A 1,327-nucleotide genomic window follows, 5' to 3' on the forward strand; every position below is an offset into this window, starting at 1 on the left:
GCTGCCTCGTGCACGCCGGAGTCGTCCGCTACGACCTGACCGTGCGCGGCGAACTCCTGCCCCGCGGCGGCAAGGGGCTGGCCGTCGCCCCCCGCGGCGAACGTGGCTGCCTCCTCGGCGTCGTCCCGGTAGCTCAGGTGCGCCCCGACGTCGCCCCCGCCGTTCTCGCAGACGGGGTCGCCCTTGGCGCAGAGGTCGAGCGTGCGGCCCTGGTAGGTGCCGGTGACGCTCTTGCCGAGAGCCCGGATCGGGTTGCCGAACAGCAGCACTGCGGCGACCTTGGGCTCGACCGCCGCGGGCAGGGTGGCCACGATGGGGCTGCCGACCACCGCACCGGCGCTGCTGATGCCGATCGAGTTGTCTACGACGTTCGCACCCTGCGAATAGCCGACGAGAACGAACTTCTGATTCGGGCAGGCGGCGGCCTGGCTCTTCACATGGTTCACCAGATCCAGATTGCCCTGTGCCGCGGATGTGGGAGAGAGGTCGGCGGGGTAGTTCACCTTGTAGCTGGACACATTCTTGCCCACCGCCTTCTTCTGCAGGGCGGAATACACCGGGTCGCCGACGATGAAGCCGAGCGTGCCCGGCTCGAAGGTGCCGCGGGCCGCGACGACCTCGACGTCCGAGCAGGCCGCGGCCACGGCCGAGGGAGCCGAGAGGGTGGCGAGCCCGGCCCCGCCGGCCAGCGAGAGCGCCGCGAGACACATACGGATACGCATGGGGGATCCTCCGCGTGGAAAGGCGCGTGAAGCGCCTGCGAAAAAGGACGCCCCGAACGTATGGGCTTTCTCTCGCCTGCTGTTATGGACGGGATTATGGAAACCCCGCCCATTTTTGTCGCCGATTGAGCAAGCGCCTGAATGCGGACGTCAGTTCTGCCCCGCGGGCAGCGATTCCGCGCGCAACGCGAGAATGAGGTCGAGGCGGGTCGCCGGGTCGTGCAGGGCGTCGCCGAACAGCTTCTCCAGCTGGCGCAGACGGTAGCGGACCGTCTGCGGGTGAATGTGCAGCCGCACGGCGACGTCCGGCACGTTGCTGCCGCTGAGCAGCCAGGCCAGCAGTGTCTCGGCGAGCCGGTCGCGCTGCCCCGCCGAGACCGTGTCGAGGGGCGCCAGGACCCGGGCCTGGAGCCGCTCCAGCAGCGGCTCGTCGCCGTACAGCAGCAGCGTCGACAGATGCTCGTTGCAGCGCACCACGCCTTGGCGGGGCAGCACCCCACGACCCATCAGCCCGAGCGCCCGGGTGGCCAGACGCAGCGACTGCGCGGCCTCGGTGACCGCGACCGTCGGGCCGAGCCCGAGCGCAGGTCGGAGCAGCGGCTGCG

1 protein-coding gene and 1 pseudogene are annotated in these 1,327 nt (G+C 70.3%); both read right to left on the bottom strand.

Annotated features, from left to right (window positions below; translation table 11 throughout):
- Positions 1-89: 89 nt before the first annotated feature.
- A pseudogene (locus tag ABZ281_RS49565) lies at positions 90-722 on the bottom strand (cutinase family protein); the annotation flags it as partial.
- A 150-nt stretch (positions 723-872) separates the two neighbouring features.
- A partial coding sequence (locus tag ABZ281_RS49570) for a helix-turn-helix domain-containing protein (RefSeq protein WP_356665440.1) occupies positions 873-1,327 on the bottom strand: 455 nt, incomplete at its 5' end.

The sequence above is a fragment of the Streptomyces sp. NPDC006265 genome (assembly GCF_040613555.1).
Classification (GTDB): Bacteria; Actinomycetota; Actinomycetes; order Streptomycetales; family Streptomycetaceae; genus Streptomyces.